This is a genomic window from Orbaceae bacterium lpD02 (genome assembly GCA_036251875.1).
Taxonomy (GTDB): domain Bacteria; phylum Pseudomonadota; class Gammaproteobacteria; order Enterobacterales; family Orbaceae; genus Orbus; species Orbus sturtevantii.
The window spans coordinates 979,423-994,654 of record CP133960.1 but is presented as its reverse complement, the minus strand read 5'-3'; the positions used below and the strand labels follow the sequence as shown (position 1 = coordinate 994,654).

The following is a 15,232-nucleotide window of genomic DNA, read 5'->3' as shown; positions in this document are numbered from 1 at the left end:
TAATTACCTTTTATTCAATAATGAGAGCGAGCTATCTATTTTTATAAATTCACTTTGTATATTCTTTAGCTCATTTTCAATTTTGGTAATTTCTTCTTGATGTATATCTTTTTCATGACGCTTTTGCAATACAGCTTGTTTTTGTTCAATTTCTTCTAAGTTTTTCCCCCAGTCCTGTTTCAAAATATTCTCAATTTTATTAAAAATACCTTGTCGACGGCTAATACCTTCTAAGTTTACTTCAAGCTCTATTAATTTCATGATCATTTCAGCTTCAACATTGTATTCGGGAGCAAGTTGCTTTAAAAGTTGAGCATCAGACTCATCAAAATGGGATTGATCGTCAATAATCCAATTTAAATCACGGCCATAAACTTCTCTATAGATTTTAGGTAAAGAATCACTCCAATCGGGCTCGTTAGGATCGATTAGCCACTGTTGACGAATTGCATGTAATTCAGGTTCTGTAATCAATTGAATTTTATGGCCTTCTTGGTTAAATTTAGCTTCCATTTCTAAGAGTTCTTTTAACCATTTTTTGCGGTAATCTAGCCAATAAGGGCCCGGAACAACTTTTCTGGCGGTAGCAATATCTTCGTCATCTTTAGCATATTGGTAACTCACTTTTCCCGTTCGTCTTTTATAATTTCGATAAGTGTCTTTTTGTTCTGGATCGGTTGTAAAAGATAAAAGATCACGAAATTTTAATAGCGGAGACATCCATTCTTCGCCATTTTTAATTAAGCTTTCCATAGCACGATCTTTTTTAACAACTGTACATGTCCAACAACCAAAACGGGAATTACCACAAGATGGAGTGCTTTCATCAATAACTAATGGACATTCCCCTTGATCGGATGAATCCATATACAATGTCCAAAGAGGACGGTTATTTCCCCCCCATGGAGATTCCCACTCTTCAATATCATCAGGCGCGTATTGATATGCTCCTCTTAAGAGCTTCCAAACATCTTCAACATCCCATGTATCAATTGGTGTATAGATAAAAGCGTTTGCTAAAGTAGTATGTCTTGCTAAACGAGAACCATCTATCCTATGTTTAGCTATAACTTGTGCTCTAGAAGAACTTTCACTACTGCGAGAACCGAGAACAACAATTACTTCATCAAATTGACTCACTTTTTCTTTAATAAAATCACTTACCGGATTAATCTTCATTCTTTCGGTGCACCAACGGAAGCTTCTTGTTGGTGCCGGGTAGCCTTTTCCTAATAAATTAACCCAAAATGTCTCATGAGTTTTAGGAACAACAGCGTGTGAAGTTAATGGGAGATGATCTCGTTTAGCCCCTTTCTCTATTTTTTCTAGTGTTCGGCTAATTAAATCAACAACAACGGGTGTTTCAACTAATGTGTCAGATGAAACAACAAACACAGATTTTGTTCTGAACTTAGGATCTAAGCCTAATAACGCCAAATAGACAAGCGTAATGACCGCTGAAGAGTCTTTCCCTCCGCTATAACCGATAACCCAAGGGCGTTTATCTAAGCAGTAAATTCGTTGAACTTCGGCTATGTATTCAGCTAAAGGTCTACCTGCGAAAATTTCCTTATTAATAAAATCTTCATAATCAACTAAATCATAAACTTGTTTTAACGTTGTCATTATGCTTTCACTTGTTGTTCTAAGGCTTTTTCCTCTTTAGTAAGAGGTAATTCAAAAGCAATTTTTAAAAAATTTGTTGTGAGTTGAATTGAGGATAACGATTTACTTAATTTTCCGTGTAACATGGTGCGTTGAATCCATTCTGGATTTGTTTTACGCCAGTCAACTTTCTTTAATTTGAGTAATTCTTTTTTCCAGTCTAAGGCATTATTTTGTAATAAACATTGCCCTAGCGCTCCCAATGCATGCAAACCAACGCCATGAGAGTGAATAAATTCTTGGCGTAAGTGTGATGCTGATACTTTTTTTTCTATAGCCATTTCCCAATCAGGCATATTTAGGTAGACATGATACCAATATTCAGTAGCCAGTTTTTTTTCATCTTCAGAATAACTATCTTTAGGACCTTTTGATAAAAGTGCTCGTGTAGCTTGTTTTATACTACTCAGTGTGAATAGCTTATTTGATAGTGTTGAAATGCTCGATCTTTCCATTTCAGTTAAACCGATAAAAGGTTTCGTTTCACTTGCTAACTTTCTGGCTAGTTCAGAAGCTTGATCTCTATGGTCGTAAAGCGTAGCTAAAGATGGGCTTGGCTTTACCGCATATTTATTCAAATCAGCAAACATTTGTTGGCTTTTTTCCAATCCTTCATCCACAAAAAATAATACAGGGATATTATCTTGGCCTAATTCAGGTTTTTCTTTTATCGCTTCTTCGATTGCTTTGCGTCGGTGTTGCCCATCATTAATTAAAATTTGGGCATCCATAGGCACGCGTAGAACGCCTAGATTTTGAGAGCCTGAATATTCAGTAAACTCAACATCCACTGCTATTGATGCAGTTAAAGCGGAAAATACGTAATCGTTTGGATTATCTAATAGGTATCTAACCATCTCAGGAATACGTGATTTATTTAATGTTCTTTGTGCTCGAAGTTCTGGTGGAACTTCATCTTCATCAAAATTAAAAATTTTAGGAATAATACGCAATGGACATGTTGCAATATAAAAGGGTCTACCAGCTTGAATTCCTCGTACTGCAGGGAATGAATAGCAATAATTAGAGTCAAGATTATTATTCATAGCTATTGTGTTTTATATCAAGAAAATTTAATTCATTATATTATGTTATTTTTTAACGTAAGTAAATTTTTACGTTATTTTTTGACATAATATTTTCTGGATGAAATAATTATGCTACATAGTCTTACCACATTTATATCTTAAATAAGAAACTTTTATTTTAGAAAAGCATATCTTCCCTTGTTCCTACCAACCTTCCCATTTTGTACCACACATCCAGCAACACAATAAAACCAAGCAGAGAATTTAATCCTCTGCTTGTTTATTTTTGACTACTAAAAAATTGGCTATTGCAGGTAACACAGCAAATCAGCACAAATACCAATTAAGCTAACGTGAGGCGCCTAGATATACTTTCGGCGACTAGTTATTTTTTGATAATTAGATCCGTATCATAGTTTAATCAATGTTTTGATCTTAGAATATTAATTGAATTAAAAGAAATGAATAGGGTGGCTTAGGTACTGGCTTAGGTGCCAAAAGCCGATAAAACTAATTAATTTTTATTTTGTTACGGATAAAAACGCAATATTAAGAGAGTGCATATGAAAAAAAGTAAATTTAGTAAATATCGTCTACTCGTATGTTTGCCTTTGTTATTGTCGATGGTAGCAGAGGCTGCTGATAATATAACTAATTATACGTTAGAACAAGTTGTCGTTTTTAGTCGTCATGGTTTACGGGCGCCACTTTCAACGCCAAGTAGTTCACTGGGTAAAATGACGCCAAACTTGTGGCCGCAATGGGATACCCAGCCGAGCTATCTCACTACACGGGGCGGCGTTTTAGAAGTCTATTTTGGTCACTATATTAATGAGTGGTTAGTGGCTAATCAATTATTAACGGCAGAACACTGCCCAGCAGCCGGCGATATTTATATTTATGCCAATAGTTTACAACGCACGATTGCGACAGGGCAGTATTTTTCTGTCGGTGCCTTCCCCGGTTGTAATGTGCCCGTTGTACATAAGGAAAAAATGGGCACGATGGATGCGGTATTTTTCCCGGTTATTCGTGATGGTAGTGACGCATTTAAGCAGCGCGCCATCGCATCGATAAATGCAACCGCTGATAAAGTTAATGGTATCGACGGCTTAAATGCGAAATTAAAGCCCGCTTATGACGATATGCAAAAAGTAATTAATTACGCTAAATCAGCTAATTGTCAGCAGAATCAACAATGTGACTTTGCTAGCCAACCGACTGAATTTAATATTGTTGCAGGGCAAGAGCCGGGAATTACCGGCGCAATACGCACCGGAACCTCGATTGCTGATGCGTTTATTTTGCAATATTATGAAGGTTCACCGCTTAACGAGATCGCGTGGGGCGGCATTAAAAATAATGCGCAATTTGAGCGTTTAGTCTCCATTAAAGAAAACTATAATACAGTAGTGTTTGCCGCCCCTGTGGTGGCTAAAGAAGTCGCGGCCAACTTAATTGGTTATATCGATAACACCTTAATTAATCACCACGATAAAGCCAAATTTACCTTCTTAGTCGGGCACGATTCTAATGTTGCGTCTATGTTTTCGGCATTAAAAATTAAACCGTATGTTTTGCCTAATCAGTTTGAAACAACGCCAATTGGCGGTAAAGTATTTTTTGAACGCTGGAAAGACAACACAACAGGACAGCAATTTGTTAAAATCGAATATAAATATCAATCAACCGATCAAATCCGTAATCTTGAACAACTTAGCCAGACTAATCCGCCGCAAAATGTGGTGCTAGAAATGGCCGATTGCCCAATCGATAAACACGGATTTTGCCCATTTGCGACCTTTAAAACGGCAATGGCCGATAGCCTTAAGTAGTTGTTTAATTTTATCAAGCAAAGCTATCTAATCAGACGTCATCAATGAGGCGTATTTTAACGCTTCATTGATGACAAGGTGTGTTGGTCTTGAACGTAGCAATCATCACACGGTAACCTAATCATTTAAATCAATTTTTGCGACTTGATTCGCTTACTTATATTCACTATGATAAGTAAGTTAAAAGGTAAATATTAGTTAGGTAAGTTAAGTCGTATTATCATGCAGCGGTATGCTAATATCAAACATAGCATTATTGAGCTGGTGTAAGTTTGCGGTATAAAAGGGAAAGAGTCGGTGCGAGTGGTTGTGTGTTTAAAAAAGTGGTTAATACGCTTATTGAGTATGGTTTTAATGATTATACTTACCTTATTATTCGTGCGTATTTATGATAGTCAAAAAGGCGAACCCTTATCGCTATGGCACACGGTGCAGCTTAAAGAATTAACCGCAAAGCAGATCGATAATGCGACTTGGCATGATTATCTACTTGCTGAAGATGCACTATTTGTTGAAGTCAAACAAAAAATAACCGATCAATTAACTAAACCCAAACGTAAAGTTTTAAACCGCTATCTAGCCGGCAATCCGGTCAACCCTAATGAGTTTGCCACAAATTGGAACCGTTCCTTTATATTGCAGCCCCAAGGTGAACCACAAGGTGCGGTAGTGTTGTTGCATGGATTGACCGATTCACCTTATTCATTAAGGAATATAGCCTTACATTATCAAGCTAAAGGCTTTGTCGCGATAGTGATTCGTATGCCGGCGCATGGCACGGCACCTGTTGCGCTCACGACGGTTGAATGGCAAGATTGGCTTGCCGCAACGCGATTAGCCGTAAGAACAGTAGAAAATTATATTACAGCGGATAAGCCCTTACATCTGGTGGGCTACTCCAATGGTGGTGCACTTGCGTTGATGTATTCACTGGATGCATTATCTGATCCGCATTTAAAACCCGCACAACAAATCATTTTAATCGCCCCCATGATTGGTGTTACGGGTTTTGCAAAACTTGCTGGGTTAGTTGAGCTGCCTGCTATTTTGCCACCATTCGTCCGCACACGATGGATCGATATTATTACTGAATACAATCCGTTTAAATATAACTCATTTCCGGTCAATGGTGCGCGGCAATCCTACCAATTAACCGCGGCGTTACAAAATAAATACTTACATACCAACAAAACGATGTTAGCCAATCTACCGCCAATATTGACCTTTATATCGGCAGTGGATAACACCATTGATAACCAAGCGACGATTGATTTTTATCACTATCTAGCTGACCATAACGATACGCTGGTGGTATTTGATGTTAATCGAAGTCGTTATACCGAGCCGCTATTAAATGATCGTGCTTATCAAGCCGTCACCGATTTATTACCCCCTGAGCCAAGGGATTACAACACGATCGTAGTCACTAATTCAGACAGCCAGTCGTTAAAAACTGTCGCAATCACCACCGCATTTGGCCAAACAGCTAAAAAGCTGACGGAATTAACGTGCGAATATCCTCGTCACCTTTACTCGTTATCACATATCGGTTTGACCTATCCCGAAAACGATTCGCTCTACGGTAGCCAACCCGCACAATTTAATGAATTTGGTATTAGTTTAGGAGCACTTACGCTCCATGGCGAGCGGCGAACATTAATTAATTCCCTCGATAATTTATTGCGAGGGTCTTATAATCCATTTTATCCATTTTTACTAGAGCAGATTGATGAGACGATCGCCCGCTAGTTTAATAACGAACAGCAGTAATATAGGGCTAAATTCATTAAATAATGAGTTAAAGTATCTGCAAAATAGAATTAAATAACCGCTGTGTAATATTGAGCTAAAACATCAAATAAAGCTCCTTTATGCTAGCGAATCAGGGCGCCGTATTTTATAAATATCGATTTACTGATTTTGGACTTTAATGGCAGTTATCTGTTATTTTGAATCTCCCTAATTTTATCAGAGTTAATAAGATTTGATAAAAATTACTAATTTGTTATGCTAGACATGACTATCATGGTAAGGGTTTTCTGCTTAAGCAAAAAACAGTGATTGTGAATAAAACTGACAAATAATAGCTAACAACAATAGGTCAAAATGCCACATTTCTTATCAATTTTATCAAAGTATTTATCGATAGCCTTAATTCGATTTTATCAAAAATTTATCTCACCACATAAAGGGTTTTGTTGTGCTTACCGCAAATATTCAGGCGGTCGTTCATGCTCTAGTTTTGCGTTGGTGGCGGTGCGACGTTATGGTGTATCAGCGTTGTGGCATTTATTTCCTAAACGGTTGGATAATTGTAAAATGGCAGCTATTCATTTAAATAAGCCAAAAGATGAAAATGAGGAGAAAGAAGATAGAACACACCCTTGTGAATATTGTGAAACACTAGAGGTTTGCTCATGTGTTAAAGATTGTAAGGTTTTTGATAATTCTTCATGTGGCAATGGTTGCCACATGCCAGATAGTCTTCCATGTACCGACGGGTGTGGTTGTGATTTTAGTATTCGCAAGCAACTTATTGGACGTCAATTTTCTTTTTCGCCATTTTTTTTATTAATTTGGATGCATAAAATCAGCGCTAAAAGACGAGGTAAGCGGCACTAAATTTATTCAAAGTAAAATAGGTAGCGGTGATTTCGTCAACTTTCACACTGTCAACTAGCCTTTTCAATCAAATTTTTTCAGATAATAAAACTGATTGAAATACGAATAAATATCACCTTTGTTACATCGTATTTCAAAGGTAATTGAATATATGGTTTAGATAAGGTTATACTTAAAAATTAGCTATCTTTAGATGATGAATTAAACATTATGTATATCAATCGGCTTTTTGGCATTGTGCATCTGCTATTAAATAACAAACAGCTAACCTCGATTCAACTTGCCGAGCATTTTGAGGTTTCCAAGAGAACGATTTTGCGCGATCTTGATGTACTGTCTGGAGCTGGTATTCCGATTTATACTAGCCAAGGCAAGGGCGGTGGTATCTCCATTTTAGATAGCTATACCTTAAATAAAATGGCCATTTCGGCGAAGGAGCAGAGCAGTATATTGAGCTCATTACAAGGGTTTAATTCATTAACCAATTCAGCTCAAGATCAGCCTGATCACTTATTAGCAAAACTAAGTCATCTATTTGGTAAAAATCAGGCAAACTGGATTGAAGTCGATTTTGCTAACTGGGCCGATTATGATCATCGGCAAGCCAAAGTGGAGATATTAAAAAATGCCATAGTTAATCATCTTGCCGTTGAATTCACCTATGCCAATAGCCAAGGAGAGCAAGCTAAGCGTAAGGTCTATCCAGTAAAATTACTGTTTAAATCACAAGATTGGTATTTGCAGGGGTATTGCCAAGCTAAATTAGCGCACCGTTTTTTTAAACTCAATCGAATAAACCAGCTAACCTTATTGGATCACACATTCGATCCAAGCCTATTACCTGAATTTTCATCAGAGGAGGCCATTGATAGCCGCCCACCATTAATTGATATGACTATTACGTTTTCGCCTAAGATTGCTTATCGTGTCTATGATGAATTTGCCTTCAACACTATCATCGAAAATGATGATAAAAGCCTCACTGTGACGATAAGCATGACCGCCGGAGATTGGTTGCTACAATACTTACTCTCTTATGGTAATGATGCTAAAGTCAACTCGCCACAATCATTAATCGATGCATTAAAACAAAAAGCCACCGCTATTATAAATTTATATCGTTAATTTTATAAGGTGACAAACTGTTGTCACCTTAGCGCTGTTATTATCCTTATTAGTTAATCCACAAAAACATTAAATAAGGAGTTAATTATGCAACAAAAATTTTGCCAAAGTTGTGGGATGCCGATGGGCACAACCGACCAAATGTATGGCACCAATAAGGATGGGAGCAAAAATCACGATTATTGTTCCTATTGTTATGATAATGGTCAGTTCAAATATGACTGTACTATGAGCGAGATGATTAAAATCTGTATCCCACCGATGTTGGAGAATAATCCGGGTATGAATGAAGCGCAAGCAGAGCAGATGATGGGGCAGTTTCTGCCGACCTTAAAACGCTGGCAATAAATATTATTATGGCGCTACAAGTATGTGTGGTGCCGTATTAGTAGAACGTATTGGAGATTAATAATGAACATACAGTCAGGTAGTAAAAAAGAGGTTATTTTTTTGCTATTAAATCAATTTGCTGATTTTGAAATGGCATATTTAACATCGGCTATTAATATAGGGGTTGAGATCGAACGACAACAAACACCTTATATAGCTAAAACTGTCTCAATTGATGGACGGATAGTCCAATCAATTGGTGGCATTAAAGTTGTGCCTGACTATAGTTTAGCTACATTGCCAGAAAACTACGCCGCTTTAGTTCTTATTGGTGGCTATGATTGGTTTAACCCAGATACAAAAAAAATACTCCCATTAATAAGCGCTAGTTTAAGAGCTAACAAAATTGTGGCTGCAATTTGTAATGCGACTGTTTTTTTAGCAATAAATGGTTTTCTAAATAAAGTTAAACATACCAGTAATGCACTTGATTTGATTGTTAAATATGACACTGAAAATCAATATGTGGGGCACTCTTACTATATGCAACAGCCTGTAGTTGACGATCACAATATTATTACTGCTAATGGCTTTGCTAGTCTAGAATTTACGAAGCAACTACTATTAGCATTGCATATTGATAGTAAGGAAAAAATTGAGGCATATTACCATTTTTTTAAATATGGTCTGTATTGTCGGACTACAGAAAAGTAACGAGCCGAGATAACTATTTATTTAGTAATAAATTAATTATTAATAAATAGCTAGACAGCTACTAATAGCAAAAACCCCGGGCATTCGATCGGGGTTTTCTGCCGCTAGGATATTACAGCTTTGCCGCGGCAGCCTCATCAATTAATACCGTAACATTTGGGTGTAGTTGCAAAATAGAGGCTGGAATTGCTTCGGTAACAGGACCCAAAAATGCTTGCTTGGCAATATCGGCTTTACCTGCGCCAGATAACATAACGGTGATTTTTTTAGCCTGCATCACTGTTTTAGGGCCCGCGGTAACCAACTTATCAGGAGTATTATTAAGACCACCAAACTCTTGTTGTGCAATTTGTTTAAACATAGGCGTCATTTTATCGATAAAGGTGCGATTAGCAAACGGGGTACCTGGTGTGATCCCTGCGATATGACCATCAGTGCCAACACCAAGATAAATGGCATCTAAGCCGCCGCGCGCCGCCAAAAATTGTTCAAACTCTGCGACATTATCAAGGTTCAAATCAAAACGCTGTTCATCACCAATATCATTACGATGATAAAAGTGATGGTTTAATAGTGCATTAACACTTTTAATGCGTCCATCAACTGAAATCGCTTCATCTAGGTTGCAATAAACTGCTGTTTTAAGGGCCGGATTATGTTTAATTAATGGGGCGACAAGTTGATACATACCAATTGGTGTCGAACCGCCGGGTAAGCCGATGGTCGCGTTGGGCTGGCTAATACTAGACAAAAATTCAACCGCTAACCTTTTACTTAACTCTTCCATATTTTTAACCGTTATAATTTTCATAGCTTGCTCCTGATTAGATATAATAAATGATAGATGTACGATAGAGTTTATTTCGATGTCACTTGATCGTAATAAGCCGACATATTGGTACGAGTTTAGTGAGTGTGTCAGAAAAAAAATAATTAATAAAGTGCAGCGCTCACAAATTTGTGATAATTGTTAATAACGGCTGATTAATTACATTTTCCAGCAAAGAATCGACCGAATAATCAAGGCGATAGGCGTTTTGTGTTGCGGCTATTTTAGCGACAGTATAAACGAAAAAAGCCTGCTAAATAGCAGACTTTCTGAATTAAGTTGGCTCCTCCAACAGGACTTGAACCTGTGACATACGGATTAACAGTCCGCCGTTCTACCGACTGAACTATGGAGGAACACATGGAGCAAGATATTAACGCCCTCGATTAAAACTGTCAACACTAAAAATAAAAAAAGCGTTTAATTGGTTAGCTTATAATCACTTTAATAAATCATCGCGTGACGATGGTTTTATGCTAAAATTAGCCACCTTGAGGTTACGAGATTAGTTATGAAAAAAAATATTTGTGTCTTTTGTGGTGCAAGCCATGGTAATAATCCACAGTACCAACTCTATGCCGAACAATTAGGTCAACAGATCGCTAAACAAGGCCGTACACTGGTTTATGGTGGGGGTAATAGAGGCTTAATGGGCACGATCGCCAATAGTGTTCTCGACAATGGCGGAGAGGTTATCGGCGTTATTCCTGAGCGGCTAGTTAAAGCCGAAACGGCGCATCATGGTATTACACAGCTCGAAATCGTTGCTGATATGCATCAACGAAAAGCCAGAATGGCTGAACTCGCAGATGCTTTTATTGCCATGCCAGGTGGTTCAGGGACATTAGAAGAGATATTTGAAATTTGGACCGGGGCGCAAATTGGTTACCATGAAAAACCTGTCGCACTATATGATGCCATCGGTTTTTGGCAACCAATGCAGGCTTTTTTAACGCATGCGGTAACCGAAGGGTTTATTCGTGAAAGTTTTTATAACACACTGATTGTTTCAGATGATCCTACGCTAATGTTACAACAAATTGACAACTATATTGCCAAAGATCTTGATCGTTGGATAAAAAAATAGTCTGTTTCATTATCTATTTATATATTAAAGGTTAAAGGCAAATACAACAATGAACTTGCTTAAGTCGCTGGCTGCGGTCAGTTCAATGACGATGATTTCACGCGTGTTAGGGTTTATCCGTGATGCGATTGTTGCACGATATTTTGGTGCAGGAATGGCGACCGATGCCTTTTTTGTCGCCTTTAAACTACCCAATTTATTACGACGAATTTTTGCTGAAGGGGCATTTTCTCAAGCTTTCGTCCCGATTCTTGCTGAATATAAAAGTCAACAGGGTGATGAAGCAGCACGAACTTTTGTTGCCTACGTGGCAGGATTATTAACCTTAGTGCTGGCGGTAGTAACCTTGATCGGAATTGTGGCTTCTCCGATTATTATTTTAATTACCGCACCTGGATTTACTGAGCCAGTTGAAAAGTTTGAACTAGCGTCATTGATGCTAAAAATAACCTTCCCTTATATTTTACTGATCTCTTTAGCCTCGTTGGCGGGCGCTATTTTAAATACCTGGAATCGATTTTCTGTCCCAGCGTTTGTACCAACATTTTTAAATTTAAGCATGATTGGCTTTACGCTATTTGCCACGCCTTATTTTAATCCACCGATTTTAGCACTGGCCGTTGCAGTAGTGGTCGGTGGGGTGTTACAGCTGCTTTATCAGTTACCGTATCTTAAAAAAATTGGTATGTTAGTGTTACCACGGATTAATTTGCGTGATAGCGGCGTTTGGCGAGTCCTTAAATTAATGGGCCCAGCGGTATTAGGGGTATCTGTTAGCCAAATTTCATTAATTATTAATACTATTTTTGCCTCGTTTTTGATATCGGGTTCAGTATCGTGGATGTATTATGCTGATCGCTTAATGGAGTTCCCATCAGGCGTACTTGGCGTTGCGCTTGGTACGATTTTATTACCCTCATTGGCAAAAAGTTTTTCGAAAGGTGATATTAAGCAGTATTCTGATTTACTTGATTGGGGGCTAAGACTCTGCGTTTTATTAGCGCTACCTAGTGCGGTGGCATTAGGTGTTATTGCCAAACCCTTAATTGCCACACTATTTGAATACGGTAAATTTACCGCCCATGATAGCGAAATGACTCGCCAAGCGTTAGTGGCTTACTCTATTGGTTTACTGGGTATTATTTTGATCAAAGTATTAGCGCCAGGTTTTTACTCTCGACAAGATATTAAAACTCCTGTGAAAATAGCCATAATGACCCTAATTTTAACCCAAGCGATGAATCTAGCCTTTATTGGTACACTAAAGCATGCAGGACTAGCGTTATCGATTAGTATTGCGGCCTGCTTTAATGCTGGATTGCTATATTGGCAACTGCGTAAACAACAACTATTTACCCCTAAACCCGGTTGGCTTGGCTTTATTATTAAAATTATTATCGCTGTTATGGTGATGTCGGCAGTGTTAGTGATTGGTAGTGAGTTATTACCCGATTGGTCAACCGGTAGTATGTTATCGCGTATAGCGCGGTTATTACTCTTAATTATTGTAGCCGTTATCGCTTATTTTGGGGCATTAATGGCATTACGATTTAAATTAAAACAATTTATTAAACGCATTGAGTAAGCATATGTTTGATATGCTTAAGGTTGCGCGTCGTGACCAGACATTACTTTGGATGTGCGAGTAATGAAACTTTACTTAAATAGTGATAGAATATCAAAAAAATGTATGTGATTTAAAAAATGGCCAATAAACCAAGTAACAAACAAGACAAGATGGTACAAAGCTTGAAAGTGCCGCCCCATTCCATTGAGGCAGAGCAAGCGGTACTCGGTAGCTTAATGCTCGACAACCAGCGCTGGGATCGCGTGTCTGAAACGATTACTGATCGTGACTTTTACTCTAGGCATCACCAGATGATTTTTGCTGAAATGCAAAAGTTGGTTATTAAAGGGGTGCCAATTGATTTAATTACCTTATCTGAAAGCCTTGATAGTCGTGATATTTTAAGCGATGTGGGTGGATTTGCTTACCTAGCGGAGCTATCTAAAAATACGCCTAGTGCGATTAATGTGGTTGCTTATACCGATATTATTCGCCAACAAGCCATACTACGAGAGCTGATTAGTTCAGCCAATGAGATTGCCGACAACTGTTATGCAACCGAAGGGCGTAGCAGCGAGGATATTTTAGATCTTGCTGAAACGAAAATATTCCAAATTGCTGAGCAGCGCGCAAAACAAGGTGTAGGGCCAAAAAGTGTTACATCAGTGCTTGAAGACACGGTGGCCAAAATAGAAGAGCTATTCCAAAAACCGCACGATGGTGTAACCGGTGTTTCAACCGGTTTTCTTGATTTAGATAAAAAAACCGCGGGTTTGCAACGTTCCGATTTAATTATTGTTGCCGCAAGGCCTTCAATGGGTAAAACCACGTTTGCGATGAACTTGTGTGAAAACGCGGCGATGATGCAAGACAAGCCAGTACTTATTTTTAGTTTAGAGATGCCCGCGGAACAGATCATGATGCGTATGTTGGCATCTTTATCACGAGTCGATCAGACTAAAATTAGAACCGGCCAACTAGATGATAATGACTGGGCTAGGATCTCAAGTACAATGGGGATCTTGCTCGAAAAGAAAAATATGTATATCGATGACTCATCAGGCCTTACGCCGATGGAGTTACGCTCGCGAGCGAGGCGGATTTACCGTGAAAATGGTGGGTTGAGTATGATCATGGTCGACTACCTACAATTAATGCGCGTCCCTAATATGAGCGAAAATCGAACGCTTGAGATCGCAGAAATTTCACGCTCATTAAAAGCACTGGCAAAAGAGCTACAAGTCCCTGTTGTTGCCTTATCACAGTTAAATCGAAGCCTTGAACAGCGAGCCGATAAGCGCCCAGTTAACTCCGATTTACGTGAGTCAGGATCGATAGAGCAAGATGCTGACGTCATTATGTTTATTTATCGTGATGAAGTTTATAATGAGGCGTCTGAGCAAAAAGGCATTGCGGAAATTATTCTCGGTAAACAGCGTAATGGTCCAATAGGTAAAGTGCGATTAAAATTCCAAGGGCAATGGTCGCGATTTGATAACTACGCTAATTCTGGCGATTATTTCGATGATGAATAACGATTGTATAACATTAATTAACTAAAGTAAGAGAGGCTTAACCTCATGTTAAACCATATTAAAGCGATGATTCAGTATCTTCTTCCTAAGCAGTTATTAACCGTGATGTTTGGTTGGCTGGCGAACAAAAAACTAGGGATTGTGACGACTTGGATGATAAAAGGTTTTATCAAATTATACCGTATCAATATGAATGAAGCGAAATATGAAAAAGCAGAAGATTATCAAACGTTTAATGATTTTTTTGCTAGAGAGCTTGAAGATAATGCAAGGCCAATTGACGAGTCTGATAATAGTATTGTGATGCCCGCTGACGGCGTGATCAGCCAGTTTGGTGCGATTCAAGACAACATTATGCTGCAGGCTAAAGGGCATATTTATACTTTGGAATCATTAGTTGCGTGCCAGCCAGAGATGATTAAATTTTTTCAAAATGGATCATATATCACAACTTATCTCGCGCCGAGTAACTATCACCGTTTCCATATGCCATGCAAAGCGACCTTAAAAGAGATGATTTATGTACCGGGCTCACTGTATTCAGTCAATAAAGCCACAACCGAAAATATCCCCAATATTTTTGCCCGTAATGAACGGGTAATTTGTCTATTTGAAACAGAGTTTGGCCCAATTGCGCAAATTCTTGTTGGCGCAACCATTGTTGGCAGCATTGAGACCAAATGGCACGGTATGATAACGCCGCCGCGTGATGGCATCATGAAGCGTTGGACTTATCAAAATGAGGTTAAATTAGATAAAGGTGAGGATATGGGGTGCTTCAAACTGGGTTCAACGGTTATCACCTTATTTGCCTCAAATCGCATTGCATTTATCCCTGAGCTAAAAGAAGGTATGGTTGCTCGTATGGGGCAAAAAATGGCCGGAAGGATTTAAA

General features: G+C 38.4%; 13 protein-coding genes and 1 tRNA gene. 10 read left to right on the top strand and 4 right to left on the bottom strand.

Features of this window, described 5'->3' with window-relative positions:
- Positions 1-3: 3 nt before the first annotated feature.
- Complete coding sequence (dndC, locus tag RHO12_04365) at positions 4-1,626, bottom strand: DNA phosphorothioation system sulfurtransferase DndC (protein WVD67017.1); 1,623 nt, start codon at positions 1,624-1,626, stop codon at positions 4-6.
- Positions 1,626-2,711: a DNA sulfur modification protein DndB gene (gene dndB / locus RHO12_04360; GenBank protein WVD67016.1), complete on the bottom strand. Its 1,086-nt coding sequence runs from the start codon at positions 2,709-2,711 to the stop codon at positions 1,626-1,628. The genes dndC and dndB overlap by 1 nt, the downstream gene beginning before the upstream one ends.
- A 545-nt stretch (positions 2,712-3,256) precedes the next feature.
- Here dndB and agp point away from each other — a divergent pair.
- The 6 genes from agp (at position 3,257) to RHO12_04330 (ending at position 9,319) form a co-directional block, all read left to right on the top strand.
- A complete protein-coding gene (agp, locus tag RHO12_04355) occupies positions 3,257-4,528 on the top strand; it encodes a bifunctional glucose-1-phosphatase/inositol phosphatase (protein ID WVD67015.1) in 1,272 nt (423 codons plus the stop codon).
- Between the two features lie 354 nt (positions 4,529-4,882).
- On the top strand, positions 4,883-6,277 hold the full coding sequence (locus RHO12_04350) for an alpha/beta fold hydrolase (GenBank protein WVD67014.1): 1,395 nt from the start codon (positions 4,883-4,885) through the stop codon (positions 6,275-6,277).
- 357 nt (positions 6,278-6,634) lie between these two features.
- Positions 6,635-7,150: a membrane protein insertion efficiency factor YidD gene (gene yidD / locus RHO12_04345; protein WVD67013.1), complete on the top strand. Its 516-nt coding sequence runs from the start codon at positions 6,635-6,637 to the stop codon at positions 7,148-7,150.
- A 210-nt stretch (positions 7,151-7,360) separates the two neighbouring features.
- Positions 7,361-8,275 carry a YafY family protein gene (locus RHO12_04340; GenBank protein WVD67012.1) on the top strand — a complete coding sequence of 305 codons (915 nt, stop codon included), beginning with the start codon at positions 7,361-7,363 and terminating at the stop codon, positions 8,273-8,275.
- A 123-nt stretch (positions 8,276-8,398) separates the two neighbouring features.
- Positions 8,399-8,623: a zinc ribbon domain-containing protein gene (locus RHO12_04335; protein ID WVD67011.1), complete on the top strand. Its 225-nt coding sequence runs from the start codon at positions 8,399-8,401 to the stop codon at positions 8,621-8,623.
- 63 nt (positions 8,624-8,686) lie between these two features.
- Entirely contained in the window at positions 8,687-9,319 is a 633-nt protein-coding gene (locus RHO12_04330; GenBank protein WVD67010.1) for a DJ-1/PfpI family protein, read from the top strand.
- Positions 9,320-9,431: 112 nt separating this feature from the next.
- Here RHO12_04330 and RHO12_04325 read toward each other — a convergent pair whose 3' ends face one another.
- Together RHO12_04325 and RHO12_04320 are read right to left on the bottom strand one after the other, a co-directional pair.
- Positions 9,432-10,130 (bottom strand): 6-phosphogluconolactonase, encoded by a 699-nt coding sequence (locus RHO12_04325; GenBank protein ID WVD67009.1) that lies wholly within the window; start codon positions 10,128-10,130, stop codon positions 9,432-9,434.
- Positions 10,131-10,428: 298 nt separating this feature from the next.
- A tRNA-Asn gene (locus RHO12_04320) sits at positions 10,429-10,504 on the bottom strand.
- 155 nt (positions 10,505-10,659) lie between these two features.
- On the opposite strand from RHO12_04320, the gene RHO12_04315 reads away from it, so the two are divergent.
- The 4 genes from RHO12_04315 to asd all read left to right on the top strand — a co-directional run bounded on the left by RHO12_04315 (position 10,660) and on the right by asd (position 15,231).
- A complete protein-coding gene (locus RHO12_04315; GenBank protein ID WVD67008.1) occupies positions 10,660-11,235 on the top strand; it encodes a TIGR00730 family Rossman fold protein in 576 nt (191 codons plus the stop codon).
- 49 nt (positions 11,236-11,284) lie between these two features.
- Positions 11,285-12,820 carry a murein biosynthesis integral membrane protein MurJ gene (murJ, locus tag RHO12_04310; protein WVD67007.1) on the top strand — a complete coding sequence of 512 codons (1,536 nt, stop codon included), beginning with the start codon at positions 11,285-11,287 and terminating at the stop codon, positions 12,818-12,820.
- A 119-nt stretch (positions 12,821-12,939) separates the two neighbouring features.
- Complete coding sequence (dnaB, locus tag RHO12_04305) at positions 12,940-14,337, top strand: replicative DNA helicase (GenBank protein ID WVD67006.1); 1,398 nt, start codon at positions 12,940-12,942, stop codon at positions 14,335-14,337.
- A 45-nt stretch (positions 14,338-14,382) separates the two neighbouring features.
- Positions 14,383-15,231, top strand: a complete 849-nt coding sequence (gene asd, locus RHO12_04300; protein ID WVD67005.1) for an archaetidylserine decarboxylase — start codon at positions 14,383-14,385, stop codon at positions 15,229-15,231.
- The last annotated feature ends 1 nt before the right edge of the window (position 15,232 follow it).

What these genes read in the sequence shown, in the direction of transcription:
- RHO12_04335 (WVD67011.1), top strand. Translation starts at nt 8,399, where the DNA reads ATGGGCACAACCGACCAAATGTATGGCACCAATAAGGATGGGAGCAAA.
- dndC (WVD67017.1), bottom strand. Translation starts at nt 1,626, where the DNA reads ATGACAACGTTAAAACAAGTTTATGATTTAGTTGATTATGAAGATTTT.
- RHO12_04330 (WVD67010.1), top strand. Translation starts at nt 8,687, where the DNA reads ATGAACATACAGTCAGGTAGTAAAAAAGAGGTTATTTTTTTGCTATTA.
- RHO12_04340 (WVD67012.1), top strand. Translation starts at nt 7,361, where the DNA reads ATGTATATCAATCGGCTTTTTGGCATTGTGCATCTGCTATTAAATAAC.
- RHO12_04350 (WVD67014.1), top strand. Translation starts at nt 4,883, where the DNA reads ATGATTATACTTACCTTATTATTCGTGCGTATTTATGATAGTCAAAAA.
- murJ (WVD67007.1), top strand. Translation starts at nt 11,285, where the DNA reads ATGAACTTGCTTAAGTCGCTGGCTGCGGTCAGTTCAATGACGATGATT.
- agp (WVD67015.1), top strand. Translation starts at nt 3,257, where the DNA reads ATGAAAAAAAGTAAATTTAGTAAATATCGTCTACTCGTATGTTTGCCT.
- dnaB (WVD67006.1), top strand. Translation starts at nt 12,940, where the DNA reads ATGGCCAATAAACCAAGTAACAAACAAGACAAGATGGTACAAAGCTTG.
- yidD (WVD67013.1), top strand. Translation starts at nt 6,635, where the DNA reads ATGCCACATTTCTTATCAATTTTATCAAAGTATTTATCGATAGCCTTA.
- dndB (WVD67016.1), bottom strand. Translation starts at nt 2,711, where the DNA reads ATGAATAATAATCTTGACTCTAATTATTGCTATTCATTCCCTGCAGTA.
- asd (WVD67005.1), top strand. Translation starts at nt 14,383, where the DNA reads ATGTTAAACCATATTAAAGCGATGATTCAGTATCTTCTTCCTAAGCAG.
- RHO12_04325 (WVD67009.1), bottom strand. Translation starts at nt 10,130, where the DNA reads ATGAAAATTATAACGGTTAAAAATATGGAAGAGTTAAGTAAAAGGTTA.
- RHO12_04315 (WVD67008.1), top strand. Translation starts at nt 10,660, where the DNA reads ATGAAAAAAAATATTTGTGTCTTTTGTGGTGCAAGCCATGGTAATAAT.